Origin of the sequence: Photorhabdus tasmaniensis (assembly GCF_011189505.1) — a bacterium.
GTDB classification, from domain to species: Bacteria; Pseudomonadota; Gammaproteobacteria; order Enterobacterales; family Enterobacteriaceae; genus Photorhabdus; species Photorhabdus tasmaniensis.
Genome location: NZ_PUJU01000019.1, coordinates 66,044 through 83,783, shown reverse-complemented (window position 1 = coordinate 83,783; position 17,740 = coordinate 66,044). Strand labels below are relative to the sequence as shown.

Below are 17,740 nucleotides of genomic sequence, written 5' to 3'. Positions count from 1 at the left end.
CCAGTGAAAAAGCCAGTATTCGGCGCAAACGGAAGATGACCAGTATGAATAGTGCCTATATGGACAAGGTGTTAATAGCAGGATTATGCTCGATGGTTAAACAATGAACACTCACGCTCTCACCCTGGGTAAAAACGACGGTTAAAACTTTATACCCATTAAATCCATCGAGTAAAAAAACAACTTCCGATAACAGGTTAACGGTCATCATCATTTAAAAACGCAAATGCCGCCGTATTAAATCTTTTATATCAAAAGCGGATTTAACGCAATAAATGCCCCTTTTAAAAATAACCATTAATGGCATTTAATCGAAAATCATTAACCATTAATCCAAAGTTGAAAAGAAATCGCATGTAAAATAACATTACCTGAATAAACGGATATTAAAGCGCTTTCTCGCCAGTTATTTAACAACATCAGAAAAGATAAAAAGTGAATATAATCCGTGTTCGTTAAACATAAAACACGATATCCGATGATGATTAAACTTAATAAGAAGCAAGAGTTAAAAGAGGTGAAAACAACGATTAAAACTTTATACCCATTAAATCCATAGAGTAAAAAAACGACTTCCGATAACAGGTTAACTGTCATCATCATTTAAAAACGCGAATACCAAAGAATTAAAGCTTTTATATCAAAATCGGATTTAACTTAATAAATGTAACCTTTAAAAATAATCATTAATGGCATTTAATCGAAAATCATTAACCGTTAATCCAAAGTTGAAAAGAAATCGTACGTAAAATAACATTACCCGAATAAACGAATATTAAAGCGCTTTCCCAGAAGTTATTTAACTGCATCAGAAAAGATAAAAAGTGAATATGATCCGCATTCATTAAACATAAAACACGATATCCAATGATGATTAAACTTAACAAAAACAGGTGTTAAAAGAGGTGAAAACAACGATTAAAACTTTATACCCATTAAATCCATAGAGTAAAAAAACGACTTCCGATAACAGGTTAACTGTCATCATCATTTAAAAACGCGAATACCAAAGAATTAAAGCTTTTATATCAAAATTGGATTTAACTTAATAAATGTAACCTTTAAAAATAACCATTAATGGCATTTAATCGAAAATCATTAACCGTTAATCCAAAGTTGAAAAGAAATCGCACGTAAAATAACATCACCCGAATAAACAGATATTAAAGCGCTTTCTCGCCAATTATTTAACAGCATCAGAAAAGATAAAAAGTGAATATAATCCGCGTTCGCTAAACATAAAACACGATATCCTATGATGATTAAACTTAACAAAGAGCGGGTGTTAAAAGGGATAAAAACAACGGTTAAAACTTTATACTCATTAAATCCATAGAGTGAAAAAACGACTTCCGATAACAGGTTAACTGTCATCATCATTTAAAAGCGCGAATACCAAAGCATTAAACCTTTTATATCAAAAGCGGATTTAACACAATAAATGCCACTTTTAAAAATAACCATTAATGGCATTTAATCGAAAATCATTAACCATTAATCCAAAGTTGAAAAGAAATCGCACGAAAAATAACATCACCAGAATAAACGGATATTAAAGCGCTTTCCCAGTAGTTATTTAACAACATCAGAAAAGATAAAAAATGAATATGATCCGCATTCATTAAACATAAAAAACGATATCCGATGATGATTAAACTTAACAAAAAGCAGGTGTTAAAAGGGATAAAAACAACGGTTAAAACTTTATACTCATTAAATCCATCGAGTAAAAAAACAACTTCCGATAGCAGGTTAACGGTCATCATCATTTAAAAACGCAAATGCCGCCGTATTAAATCTTTTATATCAAAAACGGATTTAACGCAATAAATACCATTTTAAAAAATAACCATTAATAGTATTTAATCGAAAATCATTAACCGTTAATAGCGAGTTGAAAAAAAACCGTACATAAAAGGATATTATCCGAATAAATGAGTATTAAAGCATTTTCTCGCCGGTTATTTAACAGCGCCAATAAAGATAAAAAGTGGATATGATTAACGTTCATTAAACGTAATCCGATGATGATTAAACCTGATAAAAAACAGGTGTTAAAAGGGTAAAAACAATGGTTAAAACTTTATACCCATTAAATCCATCGAGTAAAAAACGATTTCCGATAACAGGTTAAATAGGTTTTCATAATAGTGATGCACCCATTTTTACCCTTCCCGATTTTTGCTGTTGTCATGATGCGGCGTTCCATGAATATTTTTACATGTTGAAGCCATTGCCACATAAATTGACATCGGACTGAGTTCCCTCCAGTGATCTACTCTTTTGAAATCTTATTTACATGAGAAATAACTTTGGTTTTAATATTGAAATTGTCCAGGCTGAAACATTTAAGCATGGGATGTTGAAGTTTTTTAGGTAACGAACTTCGCATTTGGTAATGATAGGCGTTTTTAATAAACTGCGTCAACAGTAGGTTTTAATTAATTGTTAGAAAATAGGTTTTGGCTTTATTTTGGATAATTTAGTAGAGAATGTTTTATGACATTCTCTACTAAATGTCAGATGCGAAATAGTTCTTTAAAGGAAAAGTGAGCATTGGTAGCGAAGGTAAAAGCAAAATAAAATTTGGGCGAAATAATGTTATCAGCATGGAAAATATATGGAGTAATACATATAAAACTCACATCATCCTTATGTAATAAAAGATTATTACATTATTATTGTGCGCGATATCACGAAAAAGCATCTCCTCCTAACTCCTCCTCCCTATCAGTATCAAAATTAGGAGGATGTTGCTTTATCTGAGACGTTATTTAATATTTCCAATTTAATTCATTCGCAATAATATCGTCGATAATTTCTTACAATTAAAAGGTCTGATTATGGTAGCTCACTTCTTGAAAAAGGCTTACTCGGCCATATTAAGTGGTTCATTCGTTTTGCTGGCAGGCTGTGATAACAATGGTTCTTTACCTAATCCCCCTAAAGAACCGATAGCACATCTCCCTATCAAGATACCGGATGAAGCTGCCCGTGCCAGCGATCTTCAGGCCGTGATCCACTTGGTGGATATTGATAAATTAAGTCAACGCGATCCAACAACAAACCGTGATTACAGTACCAATACCCTCTACCTATGGAACGACGAAAGCTGTGATGCTCTGGCTTCTCCCTCATTGAGTTGGAATGATTTCAGTGCAATTCCTACAGGCAGCGATAGTTATGGCCCTTATTGGGTTGTGCCGTTAAACAAAAACGAGGGTTGTATTAATTTTATTGTGCGTGATGGCAACAACACTAAATTGATCGACAGTGACCTGAGAATTTCCTTCTCCGATTTCAGTAACCGTACCATTTCTGTGATACCCGGCAGTGATCAAATCTATAGTAGTCGGGCGGAAGCCTTTGAATCTGTGTTCGGTGTTTCCCAGGCCTCGGCACACTGGATCGACAATCAAACACTGTTGTGGTCAGGTGGAGCAGATAAGCCTTATGTCCGCTTATATCATAGCCGGAGCAAAGTCGTAGCCAATGACCAAGGAAACTTCACCGATAGCTATTTGGCATTAACACCGACCACCTTGAGCCAGAAAACGGCTGAACGATTCCCGCACTTGCAGAAATTAACCGCGTTCCGTCTGCCAGAAGAGACGGATATCGAGACATTACTCGCCGGTGATCTGGTCGCGTTAGCGACCAATAAAGAAGGTTTGTTATTATCGGCGACTCAAGTACAAACTGCCGGCGTGCTGGATGACCGTTTTGCCGACACAGCTGATACGTTGGAATATGGTGCGTTGATCAACGATGCAGGTGTGACCTTCCGTTTGTGGGCACCTACTGCTCAGAATGTCGGGTTGGTTATCTATAATGCAGATAAACAGGTAATCAACAATTACGCAATGAACCGAGATCCTGCTAGTGGCGCTTGGTCATGGCAAGGAGATAAGGCGCTGGTTGGTGCTTACTACCGTTATGCCCTGACGGTGTTCCATCCACGTTCCCGTAATGTGGAACACTATGAGGTCACTGATCCCTATTCCCACAGTTTATCCACTAATTCAGAATACAGTCAGGTAATCAACCTGAATGATGAGGCACTGAAACCACAAAACTGGGATAGCTTGATCATGCCACGTTCGCAAAGTACACCGGCGGACATTGCGCGCATGGCCATATATGAAGCTCATGTCCGTGATCTCTCCGTTGCAGATAGCACGGTGCCAGAAGACTGGCGTGGTAAATATCTAGCTCTGACCGCTAACAACAGCGATATGTTCAAGCATCTTAAGGCACTGAGTCAGGCCGGAGTCACTCATATGGAGCTGTTGCCAGTATTTGATTTGGCTTCCGTTAATGAATTTAGCGACCAAGTGGCTGATCTTAATCATCCATTCAGTCGTTTGTGCCGGGTCAATACAATGGTGAGAAACAGCCGCTTTGCTGATTACTGTAATAGTTCACAAACCGTGGGTGAAGTGTTGCAGGAGTTACGGAGCGGTGATAGTGCCAGTCATCCACAGGTACAAGAGCTGAATGCGATGATTGCAGAAACTGACTCCTACAACTGGGGCTATGATCCGTTCCATTACTCAGTACCGGAAGGCTCTTATGCCACAGATGCGGAAGGTTCGGTACGTATAAAAGAGTTTCGCGCCATGATTCAGGCCATCAAGCAGCAACTGGGAATGAATGTGGTCATGGACGTAGCGTACAATCACACTAATGCTGCTGGTCCAACAGAAAGATCTTCCGTGTTGGATAAGATAGTCCCTTGGTATTATCATCGCTTGAATGAAATCAGTGGTCATGTTGAGTCCAACACCTGTTGCCACGATACGGCACCAGAGCACCGCATGTTCGCTAAACTAATCGAAGACTCATTGGTTACCTGGGTTAAGGACTATAAGATCGACGCGTTCCGATTTGACTTAATGGGCTTTCATCCCAAGGTACAGATGTTATCGGCGCTGGCAAAAGTGCGTGCGATTAACCCATCGGTCTACTTCTTTGGTGAAGGTTGGAATTCTGGGCAGGGCGACCGTTTCGAAATCGCTTCACAGATTAATCTTAAGGGGACTGGGATTGGTACTTTCTCTGATCGACTGCGTGATGCAGTACAGGGTGGTGGACCGTTCGATTCCGCCGACAGCATTCGTATAAACCAGGGAGTGGGTAATGGTGCCGGAACGTTACCTAACGAACAGACTTGGTTAAATACTAACGAAGTGCGTCATCTGGCGGATCTGGTACGTTTGGGTATGGCGGGCAATCTGGCTGATTTCGTGTTGATCGATAAAGATGGGGCGGTGAAAACCGGCAGAGAAATTGACTACAAAGGGGCTATAGCCGGTTACGCTGCCGATCCAATTGAGGTGATCAATTATGTATCTAAACACGATAACCAAACGTTATGGGACATAATCAGCTACAAAGCTGCACATGAGGCGGATCTGGCAACCAGAGTTCGTATGCAGGCAATATCCCTCTCTACGACATTCCTTGGGCAGGGGCTGGCCTTCGCTCAACATGGATCGGAACTATTACGTTCTAAGTCTTTTACCCGTGATTCTTATAATGCCGGCGATTGGTTTAACCGTGTCAGCTACGCTTACCAAGACAATAACTATGATGTTGGTATGCCGGGCCTGCGTGATGATGGTGAAAATTACGCATTGATTGAACGAGTAAAAAATGTAGTGGATAAACCAGGCCAAACTGAGTTATTGCAGATGACTGCTTTTTACCAGGAACTGTTGCGCCTGCGTCAATTTTCACCACTGATGACGCTCGGTGATGGTGCATCGGTTAAGCAACGTGTTGATTTCCATAACACTGGGCCGCATCAGCAGCTTGGGCTGTTCGTGATGACTATCGATGACGGTTCTGTTACCAGTGGTGACCGCGATTTACGGTTCGACGGCCTTGTCGTGATGATCAATGCAGCACCACATACGGCTACAGTGAGAGAGTTTAAGGTCAGAGGATTAAAGTTGAACGATATTCAAAGCGAGCTGGGCAGCACCTCGCTGGCGGCCGGTATCAGAATAGCAGAAGATGGCGTGGTCACGTTGCCGGCGTGGTCGGTAGCGGTGCTGGTTTTACCACAGGATGGCGTTCGCGGTACTGGTTTACCTGTCCGTAGGAAGTAACGCGGAATTTTCTACTGTTTGCATCGGGGCGGTTTGTCCAGACCGCCCATCTTTAGCTTGAAAGGGTACTCCTACCGCTTTCTTCACAAAATGGATGGCTTTTATAAGCTTAATTCTTTCGCTGATCACCGCATTTAATCGTTTTAAGAGTCAATAATAGGCGTTGACACAATAAAAAATATGATGATATGGTTTTTATTTGATTGTGAATCATACAAAATTCTTAGTGGTGGCTTTTTGGAAAGGGTGATGACGGGCCAGTACTCATTTAATCGCTTTTTACTCATAATCACACAGAGGGAGGCAAGTTGAACTTCCAAGGGTTACAGGCAAAGTACCGCCGTCTATTTCAGGAAAGTGCAGCCTGGAAACTGTTAAGAGCTGATAATTCCCCTTTAATTTTGGCATTTTTTGGGGAGTTATTTTCGGAGGATAGTGAAGTCCCTTTTAGTCGTGCCCGCGTGTCACTTGATGCAGAGCTGGTACGCTGTCGTGAACTTGGTCTTTGGGAAACGGAAACGGGTGCTGGCACTTATCTCAATAAATGGATTCGGGAAGGCTGGTTGCGTGAGATGGATGACACATTAACTAAAACGGATGCCAGTGAAATTGCGCTCCGTTTTAGCCAGGGACTTGATGAGCGCAGTTCAGGAACTACTGCGTCTCATCTTCGAATTGTTCAGGAAGCGGTCAGGGACTTTGCGGTGGCGATTAGCCCAAATATCGATGATCGTGTCACGCTTTTGGAAGATAGAAAATCCGAAATTCAAAGAGAGCTTGATGCCCTGAAGGCAGGCATTGTAACCGAACTGACCGAGGTTGAGCAGCGGGAAAGAATTCGTGAGATCTACCAGTTGGCTTCTGTTTTAACGGGTGATTTCCGCCGTGTTGAAGATGAAATTCGTCGGTTGGATCAGGAAATTCGTATTCAAATTATTGAGGGAGACTCCACCAGAGGAGATGTTCTTCTTGCTGTTTTAGAAAAAGAAGCGCTGCTGGCTAAAACGGATGCCGGTAGTGCGTTTGAAAGCTTTTTTGATTTGTTATGTGATCAAAATAGAACTATGGAGCTGCGGGATCAGCTTCGAAGCATTTTAAATCGCCCGGTCGCAGAACACTTAAGTACCCCGCAACGGCAATTCTTAAGTCAGCTCATGCGAGAATTGAGCCGCGAGAGTGACAGAGTTTTTCAAATCAGACGAAGAACGGAAGAGAGCTTGCGTGCTTACATAGAGAGTGGCACTGCTCAAGAAAATCGTGCTGTTGATAGATTGCTTGGTCAATTGGAACGACTTGCTGTTGAATTGAAGAATGCTGATTGCGACTTGCAAACAACAACAGCTCTTTCATTGCCCGTTGGGGCGGCAAGTATTAGCTCTCCCGAAAGCATGCTCCTTAAATCACCTGATGAAAAGCTGGATACCTCAGGTGTTGAAGAGCAGCTTAACTCTCGAGAACCGAGTATACAGATGCTGGATTGCCTTGATGCTGTTCAAATCCGATTGATCGCTGAGAGGGCGCTAGAAACGTTAAAAGAGTTTGGTCCAATGACGGTTGCATCTATTGCACATTATCACCCGCTTAATTCAGGGCTGGAAGAGCTAGTTGCCTATTTGCGGGTTGCGAAATCTGTCGGAGCTGCATTATTGGAAGAGAAGGAGTCAATTGAAATTAGTGACAAACAGGGAGTTAGCTTGCGGGTGTCTATCCCCACTTTTCTTCTGAGTGTCGACCTGTTTCCAGACAGTTTGGATGAATTAGTTCTGTAATGGTGAATAGCGTAATGGTGAATAGAAAGTGGCTGTAGATCTCATAGTGTGGGGGTTGGAATGCATAAAGACAAAAAGCTGAATAAAGATAATGGTACCCCTGCAACCCTCGGGAAGTCTGATTCAGATCCTCAGAAAGAACAGCAAACAGGGTTCTTCGATCAGTTGATAAAACATCATACTCAATCAGGGTATAGCCCACTTACAGGCACATCCGCCGTTGAATCTGATGTTGCTACCAATAAAAGTTCATCCGTTGAAGTTGATGATGTGTTAGTCAGTGATCACTCTGAACGTTCAAATAGTGGTATGCCGCCTGATGCGCGCCGGGTGCTGGTTAGCTTGCTGCGTCAGGGCGTTATATTATCTTCGCAGAAAGCCAAGTTGTTTGAATCGCTTTGTCGATACCAATGTGCTGTACGCAAACATCTGTCAGAAGTCTATTTGAAGCTGGTTTTAGATGAGAAAGCGGGTGTTGCCTTTATAGCCGGTTTTCAAAATGAGGAAGATACCGAATCATTGGGTATAGATGATGAAGAGGTTGTATCTCTGATTAGCCGAAGGACGCTCTCTTTATACGATACGTTGTTGCTGTTAGTGCTGCGCAAACACTACCAGGATCGGGAAACATCGGGTGAGCAAAGGATTATCATTGATATCGAGCGTATAGAATCCCATCTGACACCGTTTTTACCGCTGACAAACAGTACTAAATCTGATCGGCGAAAACTCAAGGGGGCTCTTGAGAAAATGGTGACGAAAAAAATATTGAGTTCGGTGCGGGGAAGTGAGGATCGCTTCGAGATTACACCGGTGATCCGCTACGTAGTCAGTGCTGAATTTCTCGAAAGTATGCTGAATGAATACCTGAAAATGGCGGATGAGAAGGGTATTGAGCTAAATAAAAATGGCAGCAACGCTGTTGATTATCAAGACGAAGAGGAGGAAGCAGGAGATGAAAATGACTGATCAAACTCTTTCGGCTGATTCATTATTTCATGTTGGTCAAATCAGATTAGCCGAACTTTCAGTTTATAACTGGGGGTCATTTAACGGCTTGCATACCGCGTTGATCGATCCTATGGGAACTTTGGTCACTGGAGATAACGGCGCGGGAAAATCGACGTTTATTGATGGCCTTATGGCTTTGCTCCTTCCTGCCGGCAAGGCAACCTTTAATGTGGCTGCGGCGCAGGGTGATCGTTCTGACCGGACTTTACTTTCTTATATGCGTGGAAGTTTTGGATCTGCCCATGATGGAGCGGGTACGAGAGTCAGAAGTAAGCGTGAATCTGGAGTGGTGACTGGGCTTAGAGCTTTATATCAAGGGGATGACGGCTCAAAAATCACGCTTGCGGCACTTTTCTGGATCACTAAATCGACGAATGTGCTTGCGGACGTGACGCGAGTTTATATTGTTGCCAAAAGAGACCTGACTCTTAAAGAAATGCTTAATGCCTTTGGGGAAGGTAATGCCCGATCATTCAAGCAATGGCTCCGTGATGACCCGGCAATTACATGCTGTGATGATAATTTTTCCGATTATCAGGAGCTGTACCGAAAGCTTCTGTATATGGACAATAAGAATGCGCCTGCATTGTTGTCGCGGGCGTTGGGCTTGAAAAAAATTGATGATTTAACCGGGTTGATTCGTGAATTGGTACTTGAACCGAGTACAGTCAAAGATGATGCCAAAAAGGTAGTGGAAGAGTTTGCTGATCTGGTGGCAATTCATAGTCAATTAGTGGATGCAAGAGCCCAACAGGTGCATTTATCTAAATTACCTGAACTCAGCTCAATTATCGAAAAAACAACGAAAGAATTTGAGAAGCTGACGGTCGAAAGAAATAGTCTTCCGGTCTACTTTGGGGAAATCTTCGCACAATTGTGGAGTGAGAAAATTGCCGATATTGAGGCTGAACTTGAAGCACTATCCCTCGAAATTAAACAAGCGGAAGGGCATAAAGTCGATGCGGATAAGCGGGTTGAACGAAGACATGAGGAATATCTTCAGTTTGGCGGGGATAAAATAGAGTCGCTTCGAAAAGAAATGGGTCATACCCAAGATCAATTAAATCGGGTGGTTCGAATTTCGTCGCAATATCAAACTCATGCCAAAGATCTGGCTCTCCCTGTTGTATTAGAGGAGGCTGTATTTCTCAAAAATCAATCCGAAGCATCAGCCAGGCTTGCCAGTATTCAGCGTGACGAAGAAGAGTATCAGGATAGGTTTGCCACCATCAGTGCCAAATTCAGTGAGTTGCAAGCAAATATCCATGATATCTCTCAGGAAATTCGGGAAATCGAGGCAAGGCCGGATTCTAATATTGATGTGAAATATCAGCAACTGCGGGATGAACTGGTTAACTCCTTAGAATTAAGTAAAGACCAATGTGTATTTATCGGTGAGCTTATCGACGTTGAAGATCATGAAAAGATATGGCAAGGCGCGATAGAGAGGGCGTTAGGCGGGTTACGAACAACACTGGCTGTGCCATATGATTGTTATTCGATGGTGACTCGCTGGTTAAATGCCCGGCATACGGGTTTACATGTACGTGTTCAAGTTGTGGATGATGCTGCGACTCACCGGGGTAAACCAGCGGAGTTTAGGCCTGATGGTTATCTAAGGAAATTAGTATGGCGCACTCACCCTTATCGGGAGTGGCTCAAGCATCACTTGCAGAGATTTGACCTGCAATGTGTTTCGAATACGGAAGAATTGGATCAAACCCCGTTTTCGATGACACAGCAGGGATTAATGCACATGGATAAGGGGCGCTTTGAGAAAAAAGATCAGCACCGGATAGATGATAGAAGACGCTGGTGTCTGGGTTTTTCAAACAAGTCACGTTTAGCCATTCTTAATAACGATAAAAAAGATTTAGGCTTGAAACTGGAGGAAACCGGAAAAAAGGTGAGCCAGGCCCGTCAGGATTTGAATGCTGTTTCTGATCGTAAAATACTTTGGGAGAAGCTCAAAAGTTACCGTTGGGATGATATTAATGCTCCTTATTGGCATGAAAAGCTTTCTGATTTGCAGGCTGACCTTAAGGTGTTAGAACAGTCAGGCGGTGATCTGGATAAGGCCAGAGAGCGTTGGGAATCGGCTAAAGAGCAATTGGCTCAAATTCAATCGGCATTAAATCAACTCAACTCTGATTCTGGTGGCGTTAAAAATACGCTGAGAAATGCACAAGAAGAATGGAACAAAGCGCAGGCAAAAGCGGAGAGGGGATTACCTGATTCAGCCAGGCAGTTACTTGCGATTCGGGTTGGCGTGCTTAATACAAACGATTTAAGCCGGATGGCTGAATTGGTGTCGAAAGTTGAAGAAGATTTGGATCGTCTATTAGATTCTAGCCGGAACAATAAAGACAGAGCGGAAAGATCAGTCATCAGCATTATGGTTTCGTTCAGGTCTAACGATAAATGGCAAGTCTTCACAGTTGACTGGCAAAGTGATATTGGCAGCTTACCTGATTATCTTAATCATTTACGACAACTGGAAGAGGAAGGGCTTCCCAACCTTGTGGAGCAGTTTATTGAACGTTTGAATAAGCATGCAACGCAGTCGTTGGCGCGGATTAAAACTAAGCTTGAATCTGAACGGGAAGATATCCTTGAGCGGATTGACATTATTAACCGGGTCCTCAAGCGTACAGAGTTTCGATCAGGTACACATTTAAAGCTGGGCTCAAAGAGGGAGAAATTCCCGCATGTTAATGAGTTTGAACAGCATCTGCGTAAGGTGCTTAGTCAGGTAACCAGTGATGACCATGAAGCACGGTTCCGTCAGTTGGCTAAAGTCGTTGAGATCCTTGGGAAAGCCAGTGCGCCAGGCTCCTCAAATACATTGGAAAGTTTAAGGCTGCTTGATCCCCGTTATCAGATGTCATTTTATGCCGAAGAATTGGATATCAATACGGGTGAGATTCGTGATGTATTGGAGTCATCCAGTGGAAAGTCTGGAGGAGAAAAAGAGTCATTCGCGGCGACTATTGTCGCGGCAAGTTTGGCCTACGTTTTGACGCCGGTTGGCTATGATCGGCCTGTTTACTGTACTGTTTTTCTGGATGAAGCGTTCTCGAATACGGCCGAAACGGTAAGCCGGCGTGTGCTTAGGGTGTTTAGGGAGCTGCATATTCACGTTAATTTGATTACACCTTATAAAAACCTGAATTTGGCGAGAGAATCGGCCCGCTCGTTGCTCATTGCAGAAAGAGACCAGGAAAACCACGACAGCCATTTATGTGAAGTCACCTGGGAAGAAATTGACCGGAGAATGGGGGAAGAGAAGGAGAAAAAGTTAGCTGCCGAGGCTGCTGGTTTAGGTATCGAACTTGAGAAACGGGTATGAAAAGGGAGCAGAATGGGGTGCGCTGGGGGTTATTACCGGCGCAGGTTAACAACCTCATTAGGCAACGTGAGTGGGATAATCTTTCCTCACTAAAGGCTCGATTACTGGGCAGCAAAGCATTCCCTGTTCGCGTTGGTTTAAAACCCCCCAGAGGCAGTTCTGCCATATCAGATATGGTTCATTTTCAGCGATTTGTTGAAGAGTGGAAATCATTTCCCTATCAAGACGTTGTGGAGTGGTCTTCTAAAAATTTCCGGGATTTGTCTGAGCAGCGAATTCCGACTTTTGTTGTCATTGAATCGATGCAACATTTGATTCAGTTTTTAGGGAATAATGCCCTTTCCCGAAGTAAGTTGTGGGAAAGAAATATGAAGCCATTCTTGCGGGTTGATAAAGATCTCTATCCTGCATTGGTTAAGTGTATAGATATTGTGGAAAAACTCTCTCTGAGGGATGCGGAATTATTGGCAAAGCTTCTCCCGCAATTAAAGCAAGGCTTGGGGGAAGGGCAATATTTAAGGGCATTACCCCTCATTGGTATTGATACTAAGTTTCTTGAGAACCACCAAATCCTGATTGAAGAGCTGATCGATGTGATTCACAAAGGTGCCGTTTCAGCATTTGGAGGTCTTACTGCTTGGTTGGGTTGTTTAACAAATCCCAAGGGCTGGTTAACCATCAGACCGCTTTGCCATACGGCGACGGCTGCGCTTGGTGGAATTCCGATACTTCAAATACCGGGTGAATTACTTAAACAGCACGAACTTCCAGCATCGAATATATTAGTCGTCGAAAACTTACAGTCTGGTTTGGCGTTACCCGACATGCCTGACACAGTAGCGGTGATCGGAGGAGGGAAAAACGTTGCCTGGATGGATGCGGCATGGTTGAGAGGCAAGCGTGTAGGGTACTGGGGAGATATTGATACCTGGGGTTTGTCTATTCTCAGTGACGCCAGAGACAAGTTTGTGGATATTGAATCTCTGATGATGGATGTTGAAACCGTTAAAGTTCATGAAGATAGAATGGTTCCTGAACCAAATCCAGTTGAATCCAATCCTTCATCGCTAAATGAAGATGAAGCAAAGTTGTTTAATTACCTCATCTCTGACCGGTTTCAGTCTTCACGTTTGGAGCAGGAGCGTCTTTCATCTGATTACATTAGAAACAAACTTATAGACTGGCTGTCTTAACTCGGAAGCGACCAAGCACACTGTGTTTTCTGTTTATCAGGAATTATCACTTTCCTGGCGTATGTCGAAACGGTGCGTGATCAGATTGGCAAACACCTGACTTGCAGCGCTTCGATATGCGCCGCAGCGCCACAACAGCACGGCGTTGCGCTGCGGCAACGGAGGTTGAATGGCAATTCAACTATTGGAAAATACTATAGAGATGATAGTAATTCGATCTTTGACGCTATAGAAAAATTCGTTCATTCTTCATCCATCAGCTTTCTTATCGATCACGATGGAGTGAAGACATGCAAGATATTATTGAAGGCTTTTTACCATTCTAGCGCGAGATATTCCCGCAGCGTTGTGAGCTTTTCAAACGGCCAGCTCGGCCAACTTGTTTCGCTTGCGGACTATACACAGGTTTTTGCAACCCAATCCATGTTTTACCACAGCATTTAACTAGCTCATTAATCCAAAGGAATCATTATGACACAATCTCAATACTCTCAAACTCCCCGCCAGATCCTTACCGATGCTATCATTGACGCCAAAACACACAAAAATTTGACATTTGAGGACATTGCACAGGGAACGGGTCTGAGTCTTGCATTCGTCACTGCTGCACTGCTCGGCCAGCATCCATTGCCTGCCGACGCTGCGAGGATGGTAGTTGACCAGCTTGAACTTGATGAGAATGCTTTCCTTCTGCTACAAACTATCCCTGTGCGCGGTAGCATCCCAGGTGGTGTACCGACTGATCCGACTATTTATCGATTCTACGAAATGGTGCAAGTTTATGGCTCAACGCTTAAGGCGCTGGTCCATGAGCAGTTTGGTGATGGCATTATCAGCGCGATTGACTTCAAGCTTGATATCAAGAAGGTTGATGATCCTAATGGTGGTTCCCGTGCCGTGATTACCCTCGACGGGAAGTATTTGCCGACCAAACCATTCTAAAGCGATTGTTGGCATCGGCAAGGGAGATAAGCTCTCTCCCTTGCTGTTTCACAGAATGAATATCCAATTGCTGCTTAAAGCTTATGGATTAGTGATTTCGGTCGTCGTATGAGACAGATAAGGAGCAGGATCAAATTTGCTATTGTGCTGTCTGAAGGTGTGAGCAAAATCAGGCCATATCAGTGTTAAACGCTTATTTCGGGAATCACGGTACCAGCTTGTACAATTATCTCCAACCCATACTGTGCCATTAACCTGTTCTTGTAATTCGGTTACATAACGATGTTGAGCTTTGGGAGAAACCTCAAGTACGCAGTTGTTATTTTTCCTGCTGTATTCAATAGCACCGAGAATGTACTCTATTTGAGACTCAATCATATAAATCATTGAGTTATGAGTAAGTGTCGCATTCGGTCCGTTGATAATAAATAGGTTTGGAAAACCTGTAACAGTGGTTGATGCGAAAGCTTCCATGCCTTGGGCCCAGTGATCAGCAAGGCTGAGGCCATCACGGCCATGAACCAGGCGGGCATAAGGTGGCTGGGTGGTTTGAAAACCAGTACAGAAGATCAATACATCAAGTGGATAACTGTTGCCGGCCACTGAAACTGCATTTTGCCCGTCTATACGCTGTAAAGCTGATGTTTCGAGTTTAACGTTATCTCGTAGAAACGTAGGATAATAATTGCTTGCAATCACAAGCCTTTTACAACCCGCTTCATAGCTGGGGGTGAGTTTTGCACGTAATTCCGGATCGGGGATTTGCCGTTTAAGATGATCTGAGGCTATGCGCTTGAATTCTGCAAGATATTGCGGAATAGAACGACGGGCTGGATACAGAGATTCAAAGTGCCAGAATATATCTGAACGAACAGCGGGAATAGACTCTGGATCGCGTCGGAAACGCTGTTTTTCACTATCTGAATAACTTCGGTCAGGACGTGGAATGATGTAGGATGCGCTTCGCTGGAAAACAACAAGTTCAGAGACACTTTGCGCCACTTCTGGCACTATCTGCGTTGCTGAAGCACCTGATCCGATGATACCTACTCGCTTACCTTGAAGAGAAATATCATGTTTCCAGCAGGCTGAATGAAAAACTTCCCCAGTAAAGCTGCTCAAACCTTCGATCTGTGGAAGATTTGCATCTGTTAAATGCCCAGTGCCTGTTACCAAGAACCGCCCACTGAAAACACCTGCGGTGGTGATAATGATCCAGCGTTCTTTTTGGTTATCCCAATAGGATTTTTCAACGTTGGTGCCAAAGCGGATATGAGGCAATAGCCCTTCATCCCTGGCTGTATCCTGAAGATAAGTGAATATTTCATTCCCTGGTGAAAAAACATGAGACCAGTCAGGATTGGGGCGAAATGAGTAAGAATAAAGGTGTGAGGGGATGTCACAGGCTACACCGGGATAAGTATTATCGCGCCAGGCACCTCCTACATCATCGGCACGTTCGAGAATGAGGAAATTGTGCTGAGAACGGCGCTTAAGTTGGGCTCCCATACCAAGGCCGGCAAAACCTGCGCCGATGATAATAATCTCTGCATCTGTGACCTGCGATATATCTGCTTGTGGATTATGGTCTGGTGTACTTTTATTCATAATAGCTCTCCAAAGCGTAAAAGGGATTATATCTGGTCAGCGGGAATAATGGTCCCGGCAGGGTAAAGTGAAGGTGCCGCGCAGAACTGGTCAATAACCAACATTAATTGGGCAGGGCGTTCATAAATGACAGCGTGCCCGGCTTCTATCTCTATATAGCGTGCGTCCGGGATTGCGCCGAGAAGTGCTTTGCTATGGTAAGTGGGGGTTATTTTATCGTGTGTACAGCCAATAATCAGCGTTGTGGCTTTTATCGTAGGAGCAATCTGAGTGATATCAACCCGGGCATCAAGGTCTAGTTGCAATATATCGAATTCCCCCGGATTGATATTTTCAAATCCAGTTGGAGGTGGGTCTGGATACATATCCACATGACCAGGGACACCACCAGCACAATACATGACAAATTCGGTAATAACCGGTGAGTTGGTCTCATATAAATGACGCCAGACAGCAACAAGTCTTTCCATCTGTAAATCTGTTTTCATCCATCCTGCGAGCAGAACCAAATTACGAATCAGATCCGGACGTTTAGCGGCGACAGAAGCAGCAACGACAGAGCCCAGAGAATAACCTATCAGTGTGACAGATTCCCCCGGTGCAGCTGTTTCAATAACGGCTTCGACCTGTTTTCCAAGATGTTCAGGAGTCAGAATTTCGCCCGCTTTCACAGGTTGAGAAAAATCCAGTGATATAACAGAGTGTTTTGTGGCAAGTAGTGGAAATAGATGACTGAAATGCAGCGTTGTATTTCCGCTTGTACCATGCACTAACACTACAGTATTACTCTTGGCATTATCCTTAGTTAGGCCTGGAGGTTTAGCTGTGAAGAACCTGACATCCTTTCCATCTACCTTTACAGTACTTTCGTTAACATTAAATTCTTGATCGGATTTATTCATGGCAGTTATATATCTCCCTATAGATATGGGGTAATAGAATCTCAATATTGAGCTTTATTGGTTATCATGGTTGTCATTATTCTGTCTTGATAGTAATTAGTTCATTGAATAATTATTTTGTTGCTTCTTAAATAAAGTCATAACTAAGTATCAGGTTATTGTCAAATCCATAAGGTTGAAATTATGCCTATGCTTGAATATTTTTATTATAAAATTAAATGCTCTGAATTATTTATTCTATTTTAGCGATAAATAATCAAATCGCAAGTTATTAACCAGGATGAAATAATTATGATGCTAAGTATATCCGGGAATTGAGAGTTCAGAAATGAAAACTTTTGTTTCTTATAACAATAAATAGCATCACCTTTTTTATCATTTGAAAGCCAATTCTTTGAGTGGGACAGTCAAGTTGGCAAGACAGAATAGGCGTGGCATTGTTTGCCAACTCAAGTTCAGTGTTTATTCCTACTATTTATATCAGGAGATCAATATGATAATAATGCAAGGGCTCTGTCAAGCTGGCTGGAGAAAATATCAAAATATTAAGTCCATATATTGGACTGTTTTCTTAATTTCTTCTTTTACATTGACAGGTTTTCATCCTCATACCATAGTAATTACATCATATATGGTTTTTTTTCTTTGACTCGTTGATTTTCTTGTATTCTCAAATAATTCATTTGATCTATTATTCTGATTTTATTCAGTAATAGTTAATATAATTAAGCGAAACTAATGATTGAAGCAAATTAGAGGTAATTTATGAAGGAAATACAATTTCCTCTGTTTTGGAAAAAAACAATTTGGATTCAGATTTAAAAAACACTATCAGACTATTTTCCGTAGTATT

8 protein-coding genes are annotated in these 17,740 nt (G+C 42.5%); 6 read left to right on the top strand and 2 right to left on the bottom strand.

What is annotated here, in order from left to right:
- Positions 1 to 2,843 precede the first annotated feature (2,843 nt).
- From pulA to cynS, 6 genes are all read left to right on the top strand, one after another.
- Complete coding sequence (gene pulA / locus C5471_RS11145) at positions 2,844 to 6,113, top strand: pullulanase-type alpha-1,6-glucosidase (RefSeq protein ID WP_166295861.1); 3,270 nt, start codon at positions 2,844 to 2,846, stop codon at positions 6,111 to 6,113.
- 308 nt (positions 6,114 to 6,421) lie between these two features.
- The gene (locus C5471_RS11140; protein ID WP_133814502.1) at positions 6,422 to 7,882 is read left to right on the top strand and encodes a DUF3375 domain-containing protein; all 1,461 of its coding nucleotides are present in this window, start codon (positions 6,422 to 6,424) and stop codon (positions 7,880 to 7,882) included.
- Between the two features lie 60 nt (positions 7,883 to 7,942).
- On the top strand, positions 7,943 to 8,851 hold the full coding sequence (locus C5471_RS11135) for a DUF4194 domain-containing protein (RefSeq protein WP_133814501.1): 909 nt from the start codon (positions 7,943 to 7,945) through the stop codon (positions 8,849 to 8,851).
- A complete protein-coding gene (locus tag C5471_RS11130) occupies positions 8,844 to 12,242 on the top strand; it encodes an ATP-binding protein (protein WP_242688662.1) in 3,399 nt (1,132 codons plus the stop codon). Before C5471_RS11135 ends, C5471_RS11130 begins: the two co-directional genes overlap by 8 nt.
- Complete coding sequence (locus C5471_RS11125; RefSeq protein WP_133814499.1) at positions 12,239 to 13,435, top strand: DUF3322 domain-containing protein; 1,197 nt, start codon at positions 12,239 to 12,241, stop codon at positions 13,433 to 13,435. The genes C5471_RS11130 and C5471_RS11125 overlap by 4 nt, the downstream gene beginning before the upstream one ends.
- A 471-nt stretch (positions 13,436 to 13,906) precedes the next feature.
- Positions 13,907 to 14,377: a cyanase gene (cynS, locus tag C5471_RS11120; protein WP_133814498.1), complete on the top strand. Its 471-nt coding sequence runs from the start codon at positions 13,907 to 13,909 to the stop codon at positions 14,375 to 14,377.
- An 81-nt stretch (positions 14,378 to 14,458) separates the two neighbouring features.
- Here the strand turns inward: cynS and C5471_RS11115 are convergent, their stop codons facing one another.
- On the bottom strand, positions 14,459 to 15,985 hold the full coding sequence (locus C5471_RS11115) for a flavin-containing monooxygenase (protein ID WP_133814497.1): 1,527 nt from the start codon (positions 15,983 to 15,985) through the stop codon (positions 14,459 to 14,461).
- Between the two features lie 26 nt (positions 15,986 to 16,011).
- Positions 16,012 to 16,887: an alpha/beta fold hydrolase gene (locus tag C5471_RS11110; RefSeq protein ID WP_133814496.1), complete on the bottom strand. Its 876-nt coding sequence runs from the start codon at positions 16,885 to 16,887 to the stop codon at positions 16,012 to 16,014.
- Between the last annotated feature and the right edge of the window lie 853 nt (positions 16,888 to 17,740).

Excerpts from the sequence above, each read along its gene's own strand:
- C5471_RS11135 (WP_133814501.1), top strand. The coding sequence starts at position 7,943 with ATGCATAAAGACAAAAAGCTGAATAAAGATAATGGTACCCCTGCAACC.
- cynS (WP_133814498.1), top strand. The coding sequence starts at position 13,907 with ATGACACAATCTCAATACTCTCAAACTCCCCGCCAGATCCTTACCGAT.
- C5471_RS11130 (WP_242688662.1), top strand. The coding sequence starts at position 8,844 with ATGACTGATCAAACTCTTTCGGCTGATTCATTATTTCATGTTGGTCAA.
- C5471_RS11125 (WP_133814499.1), top strand. The coding sequence starts at position 12,239 with ATGAAAAGGGAGCAGAATGGGGTGCGCTGGGGGTTATTACCGGCGCAG.
- C5471_RS11115 (WP_133814497.1), bottom strand. The coding sequence starts at position 15,985 with ATGAATAAAAGTACACCAGACCATAATCCACAAGCAGATATATCGCAG.
- C5471_RS11110 (WP_133814496.1), bottom strand. The coding sequence starts at position 16,887 with ATGAATAAATCCGATCAAGAATTTAATGTTAACGAAAGTACTGTAAAG.
- pulA (WP_166295861.1), top strand. The coding sequence starts at position 2,844 with ATGGTAGCTCACTTCTTGAAAAAGGCTTACTCGGCCATATTAAGTGGT.